Source organism: Paenibacillus sp. 01L418, assembly GCF_056400045.1.
In genome coordinates, this window is sequence record NZ_JBFTSN010000378.1 from 1 (window position 1) to 6,275 (window position 6,275).

General features: G+C 46.4%; 7 protein-coding genes. 2 read left to right on the forward strand and 5 right to left on the reverse strand.

Going from position 1 to position 6,275, the window contains the following annotated elements; all coding sequences use genetic code 11:
• Positions 1–544, forward strand: a 544-nt coding sequence (locus AC1DSE_RS28095; RefSeq protein WP_477528549.1) for an enolase C-terminal domain-like protein, incomplete at its 5' end; no start/stop codon positions are given.
• 165 nt (positions 545–709) lie between these two features.
• On the opposite strand, the gene AC1DSE_RS28100 is transcribed toward AC1DSE_RS28095, so the two are convergent.
• The 4 genes from AC1DSE_RS28100 to AC1DSE_RS28115 are packed head-to-tail and all read right to left on the reverse strand — an operon-like array spanning position 710 to position 4,903.
• A complete protein-coding gene (locus AC1DSE_RS28100) occupies positions 710–1,714 on the reverse strand; it encodes a mannonate dehydratase (RefSeq protein ID WP_477528550.1) in 1,005 nt (334 codons plus the stop codon).
• A gap of 23 nt (positions 1,715–1,737) precedes the next feature.
• Entirely contained in the window at positions 1,738–3,084 is a 1,347-nt protein-coding gene (locus tag AC1DSE_RS28105) for an ABC transporter substrate-binding protein (RefSeq protein ID WP_477511618.1), read from the reverse strand.
• A gap of 38 nt (positions 3,085–3,122) precedes the next feature.
• Complete coding sequence (locus AC1DSE_RS28110) at positions 3,123–3,953, reverse strand: carbohydrate ABC transporter permease (RefSeq protein ID WP_076265908.1); 831 nt, start codon at positions 3,951–3,953, stop codon at positions 3,123–3,125.
• A complete protein-coding gene (locus AC1DSE_RS28115; RefSeq protein WP_441963311.1) occupies positions 3,950–4,903 on the reverse strand; it encodes a carbohydrate ABC transporter permease in 954 nt (317 codons plus the stop codon). The genes AC1DSE_RS28110 and AC1DSE_RS28115 overlap by 4 nt, the downstream gene beginning before the upstream one ends.
• A 231-nt stretch (positions 4,904–5,134) precedes the next feature.
• On the opposite strand from AC1DSE_RS28115, the gene AC1DSE_RS28120 reads away from it, so the two are divergent.
• Positions 5,135–6,040 (forward strand): RraA family protein, encoded by a 906-nt coding sequence (locus tag AC1DSE_RS28120; RefSeq protein WP_477511617.1) that lies wholly within the window; start codon positions 5,135–5,137, stop codon positions 6,038–6,040.
• Positions 6,041–6,137: 97 nt separating this feature from the next.
• On the opposite strand, the gene AC1DSE_RS28125 is transcribed toward AC1DSE_RS28120, so the two are convergent.
• On the reverse strand, positions 6,138–6,275 hold the full coding sequence (locus AC1DSE_RS28125; RefSeq protein ID WP_477528551.1) for an AraC family transcriptional regulator: 138 nt from the start codon (positions 6,273–6,275) through the stop codon (positions 6,138–6,140).

Sequence of the window (6,275 nt, forward strand, 5' to 3'; positions counted from 1 at the left end):
GGCTTGGATGGAGGATATGCTTCCATGGCAGTATACCGAGCAGTATGCGAAGCTCGCCCGAGCTGTTGCAACGCCAATATGTACAGGTGAGGATATTTATTTGAAAGAAAATTTCAAACCGCTGCTCCAAGCTGGCGGAGTGTCGGTCATACATCCAGACGTTCTGACGACTGGCGGCATTTTGGAAACGAAAAAAATTGGTGATATGGCACAGGAATACGGTGTGGCCATGGCGATCCATATGGCTGAGAGCCCTATCGCCTGTCTCGCAGCAGCTCATGTAGCAGCAGCGACAGAGAACTTTATGGCACTAGAGTATCATTCCTGTGAAGTGTCATGGTGGGATGATATTATCATTAGCAGCAAGCTTCCGAACAAGCTTGTTCAGAATGGCTTCATTCATTTGACAGATGCGCCTGGTCTGGGCATTGACGACTTGAACGATGAGGTACTAGCAAAGCATCTGCATCCAAAAATCCCAGGGCTGTGGGAGCATACGGACAACTGGAATCATTACCATTCCAATGATCGGCTTTGGAGCTAATTCGTTAATACTGTGGGGATCAAAACGGGACGCTTAATAGCGTTCCGTTTTTTCATGTTTTGAAGTAACGATAGCGCTTTGAGCAAATATGAGCATTATAAAAAGCACCTCCAGTTCCACACGATATGTGGAGTTGAAGGTGCTTGCTTTATGAAGGTATGGAGGTTATCCCGAAATGTTAACACTCGTCTTAGCTTCATTTGTTAATCGCGCAGCAGCAGCTGCTTCCATTAAACCTCGGATATAACCGATACCGTATAAGCGTCCCAACAGCTCATATCCGGGATTCGCATTATCCTCGCCTTCCATCGTCGGCACATGATCTGGCCTTGCTGGCCCGTTAAAGCCTACTTCATAGTACGTATGCATCGCCTCGAGCATATCGGTTTGCCCATCATCGTGGAACGTTTCCTCAAACTTTTCCGGCGTTCCTTTCACATCACGGAAATGGACGAAAAACATTTTATCCTGCTTTGCAAAATGGCGGATGACGCTCGGAATATGTTCTCCAGCCGTTGCGAGTGTTCCTTGGCATAAGGTAATGCCGTTATAGGCGCTTGGAACTAAATCAATTGCTTGCTGCAGGGCAGCTGCACTTGTCAAAATACGCGATACACCTCTGATTGGTGTAATCRGAGGATCATCGGGATGTAGCGCTAGCTTCACTTTTGCTTTCTCTGCCACAGGGACGATTCGCTCCATGAAATATTGAAGATTTTCCCAAAGCTGATCTTCACTAATAAGGCCAGCCTCGGTGAGCGGCGCATCCTCCATGAGGCTGTGATCGTAGCTGGACACTAGTGCTCCGCCCCGCGTCCGTGTGGTGGTCGATGTTCGAAACCAATTGAACTGAGCCATAAAATTGTAGCAAAGGACAGGAATACCGGCTGCACCCATATTCGTAATAAATTGCTGGAACACTTCGATCTCGGCGTCTCTTCCTGCCGTTCCAAGCTTAATCTCATTGCTCGGAGGCATAGATTCGATCACGTTAAGCGTAAGACCAGCATCAGCATACCTCTGTTTCATGCGAATAAGCGGCATCAGATCCCATGGTTTCTCGTGCTTTTCTTCCCATGGAAGCCCTCCAACTGCATATTCAATGCCAAGCTGCTTTGCCAAAAGCCATAATCTTGCGGGTTGCGATGAGAAAAACTCTGCTAGCTGCATCCAGATACCACCTCCATAGTTTATTAACCAGCCACTTTTGCTGCCAATTCCTTGCCCATTTTGTCTATTTTCTTGTAGGCATCTTCAATCGATTGCTGGCCGAAGGTTACAGCCTCCATCTCCTTTTTATACGTATCAACCCATTCGGAGAAGCCTGCTGCCGGCGGATAGAACGGCAATGCCTTGTCTAGTGAAAGGTCATATATTTCTTTGCCGAGCTTATCTTTAGCCTCAAGAGTTGGCTCAAGCTCTTTATAAATGTCAGGATTGATCGGAATGCCGCGTGTGAGACCAAGCGCATTGCCTGCGTCCTTATCGGTAACGAACCATCTCAGAAATTTCTTCGCTTCATCTTTATTTTTGGAATTCGCGCTTACACTTAAGAAGATGGTTGATTGCGCCCAGCCGCCGCCCGCAGGACCAACAGGAAGATTCACTACGCCTACCTTTCCTGGCATAAGCTGCTCTAAAGCGCTGACAGAGCCGGTTGTTGCACCTCTTGTCATTACGACGCCGGATGCCATTGGATCAGCTTGCGGGTCATTTTCCAGAAATGAAGCAGCTTTTTCTGCAGGAGGTACGATTTTCGTTTTGCGGAACTCTTCATACGTTTGGTAGAAGGTCATAAACAAATCCTTATCAAGCGTAAATGTTTTCCCGCCATCGGACATAACGGGCGGTTTGCCCATCGACGTCTGGTAATAGTTGAAGCTATCCCAAGTGGTTGTATCACCTATCGGATATTTCCCATCAGGAAGCTTCGCCCGTGCGTCTCTTGCCCACTGGAAAAATTCATCATAAGTCCAATCCTTATGCGGAAGCGTGATCCCGTATTGCTCCAGCTCCGCTTTGTTGAATGCTAAGCCTTGCGCATTCTGACTGAGTGGAATACCGTACAATTTTCCATCTATTTGCAAATTAGAAATAACGGATGGATCAACAATGCCGCTTAGGTCAATGTCAGAGAGATCCTCTAGCTGACCGCGCGATACATATTCTTGAATGTAGGCAGCATCCATTTGCAGCACATCTGTTATGGACTTCGAGGCAGCAAGTGTCGGAAGCTTTTGCCAGAATGCATCCCATGCCATAAACTCCGGCTTAAAAGATACGTTCGTGTTTTGCTGGGAGTAAATGTCTAGCGCTTTTTTTGTTGCCTCGTGCCGGGCATCCGGCCCCCACCACATAATGCTGAGTGTTGTTTTGGCGCCAGCTTCTTTGCCGCCTGCATCGTCCGGCTTTGCTGTGCTCTTCGTTCCTTCATTCGTTTGCTTCCCTCCATTGCTGCTTCCGCCTCCGCTGCAAGCGGTCAATACGAGCAGTAATGCCAGCATCAACAGCCCCAAGCTTCTTGACCCGTTTTTGTTCATCGTCTTACATCCCCTTTTCCTTTGTGAAATGAAATGCCTTACCCTTTTAATCCTGTAGTAGCTATTCCTTCGACAAAATGCTTCTGTGCAAAGAAAAAGATGATTACCGAAGGAAAGATCGACAGCAAGGACATGGCTAGCAGTTGCCCCCACTGAATGTCGAATTGATCGATGAACATGCGCAGTGCCAGTCCAACAGTAAATTTGTCAACGGAGCTTAAATAAAGCACTTGTGCAAAAAAGTCGTCCCAGCTCCAAATAAACGTGAAGATAGCTACGGTAACAAGTGCGGGCTTCAACAGTGGCAGGATCACTCTCCAAAAGATTCCGTAAACGCTTGCTCCGTCAATCGTTGCGGCCTCATCCAAATCTTTCGGGATTCCGCGAATAAATTGCACGAGCAAGAAAATGAAAAATGCGCCGCCTCCGAAAAAATGCGGGAGCACGAGCGGTACGTAGCTGTCCACAAATCCTAGCTTATTGAACAAAATGTACTGCGGGACAACAGTTACCTGCCCTGGAAGCATCATGGTCAGCAGTAAAATGGAAAACCAGAAGCCCCGCAGCTTGAAGTTTAGCCTTCCGAAGCCATAAGCTACAATTGCAGCAGTGGCAACGCCGCCAATGACATTGCCCAGCTCCATAAGCAGTGTGTTGCCAAAAAAATGTGCAAACGTATATTCCGATGAGAAGTGCCAGCCATCCCAGTAATTGCTCCACATGGGTGTCTTCGGCCAGATCGTCGGCAAGCTGAGCTCCTCTGTCTTTTTTAAAGAGGCGCCTGCCCACCAGATGACGGGATACAGCATCAGAATAGAAAACAGGGATAGGTACAAATGGCTCGTCAGCTTCGAACGCAGCGAATTCATTTGGTTTTCCCCCCATCTGATTCGTAGAACACCCAATATTTCGAGGCTGCGAAGTTAATAAGCGTGAGAAGCGCAACAATTGTGAGCAATATCCAAGCAAGTGCAGACGCATAGCCCATCTGATAATGCTTGAACGCTTTCTCGTACAGGAACATGGCGTACATATAGGTCGAATTAATAGGACCGCCCTTTGTGATAATGAACGCTGAGGTAAACGTTTGAAACGATCCGATAATGCCCAGCACGAGATTAAAGAACATAACCGGCGAGAGCATCGGCAGCGTAATGCTTATAAACTTCCTTACCTTGCCGGCACCGTCTACAGATGCTGATTCATAAAGCTCTTGCGGCACTTGCTTAAGACCAGCTAGAAAAATAACCATGGTTGATCCGAATTGCCACGTATTGAGTAAAATCAATGTGCCAAGCGAGGTGTCCGGATTGGATATCCAGCCTACCCCCTCAATCCCAAACCAAGCGAGCACCTGATTGATATAACCGTCTATCCCGAACATATTGCGCCAAAGCGCTGCTACCGCAATGCTTCCTCCGATTAAGGATGGAAAATAAATTGCCGTCCGATAAATATTCATGCCTCGAATGTTTTTATTGAGTGCCAATGCGACCATAAGGGAGAAAAACAGCTTTAATGGAACGGAGAATAATACAAACATAAACGTCACGCTTAGCGATTTCGTGAAAGTGGAATCACCAGTAAATATTTTGGTGTAGTTGTCCGTGCCGGTCCATATCGGGTCCTCCAGCAAAGAATATTCGGTAAAAGACAAATAAAACGATTGTGCAATGGGCCAAAGCGTCAACAGCAAAAAACCGATTAGCCAAGGGGATATAAAAATGTATCCGGCTAAATGAGCAGCTCCTTGCTGTTTGCGCTTCGTTTTTGCCTGCTTTCGTTTAGGTATAACAGTCTCTGTATTCACTCTAATCATCTCGTCCCCTTTCCTAGATAATGTTCCTTTACTTTATACGAAAGCGGTTACATGAATGAAGGTGAAGAAATTATGAAATCGTTTGATTTTATATAGTGTGAAAAATTCATAGATTACCCCATAAATACCTTAAGAAAGTCGCATCGACAAATATGGGAATGTCCCTAACAATAGACTTAGAAAGCAAATAACAGCAGCCTTCAAACACACTATTGCGAAAGAGGTGCTCAGATGAAATTTGACAATCCGGAAGATATGATCCAGCTTACGCCGCTTTGGGAGGGTGAACGCTTTCCGAATGGACGTCCTAAAGTATCCGAAGATGTTCTAAGGCGCATGCGCAAAATCACTTTGGAGGAGGCCTGGGGCCCTCTCTGGAACAGAGGTTATGCCTTTCAGTTCGAAGGTGATTTCAAAATTGTCCATCCGAATAAAATAATGGTTGGACGTGCTGTTACAGCTGTAATGGTGCCTAAACGACCTGATCTGCATGAAACGCTGCTTAACTATGGACATGAGCAAGAGAATCGAAAAGGCTTTTTCAATCAATGGGTTATTGATTCGCTTGTAGAAGATGACGTCGCAGTAGTGGATATGTTTGATAAAGTGCATCTCGGCACTTACGTAGGCGGGAATTTATCTACAGCTATTTCCACACGCACGAAGCGCGGCGGTGCTGTCATTTGGGGCGGTATTCGCGATAATCAGCAAATCGTAGAAATCGATAATATCAATGTGTATTATCGAGGCAGCGATCCTACTGCGATTGCAGACGTTACAATGGTAGGCATGAACGTTCCAACACGAATTGGCAAGGCTATTTGTATGCCTGGCGATGTAGTACTCGGCACTCCTTCTGGCGTTATTTTTATTCCGCCACATTTAGCTGAGCTGACGGTCGTACAAGCGGAAAAATCCCAAGTACGTGATGTGTTTGGTTTCGTTAGACTGCGTGACAGCGTATATTCGACAGCACAAATTGATGCCGGATGGGACGTTGCGCTTTGGAAAGATTTTTTGAACTGGTTCGAAAATGATGCCGCAGCCGCCGAATATCGTCATCTAAACTGGGATGCTGAGCTTGAGGAAGCACAAATGAGGGATCGAAACGGACCGCAAAGCGATGTTCGGCTCTAGGCAATACATTCGAAACTAGCAATTGTGGTTTAAATATGAGAAAAAGGACTCTAGCTGGATCACGCCGCCGCTAGAGTCCTTTTTCGATGAGATGCTTTTATTTACCAATCGTTTCCCGATATTCACTAGGCGAGAGCCCGACCTTTTTCTTGAAGATTTGACTGAAATACCGCGGGTCTTGGTAGCCGACCTTCTCTGCTACTTCATAATTTTTGTAATGGGTACTCTTTAGCAT

Bases quoted from the DNA above. Each gene is read 5' to 3' on its own strand.
- AC1DSE_RS28105 (WP_477511618.1), bottom strand. From the start codon at position 3,084: ATGAACAAAAACGGGTCAAGAAGCTTGGGGCTGTTGATGCTGGCATTA.
- AC1DSE_RS28110 (WP_076265908.1), bottom strand. From the start codon at position 3,953: ATGAATTCGCTGCGTTCGAAGCTGACGAGCCATTTGTACCTATCCCTG.
- AC1DSE_RS28115 (WP_441963311.1), bottom strand. From the start codon at position 4,903: ATGATTAGAGTGAATACAGAGACTGTTATACCTAAACGAAAGCAGGCA.
- AC1DSE_RS28120 (WP_477511617.1), top strand. From the start codon at position 5,135: ATGAAATTTGACAATCCGGAAGATATGATCCAGCTTACGCCGCTTTGG.
- AC1DSE_RS28125 (WP_477528551.1), bottom strand. From the start codon at position 6,275: ATGCTAAAGAGTACCCATTACAAAAATTATGAAGTAGCAGAGAAGGTC.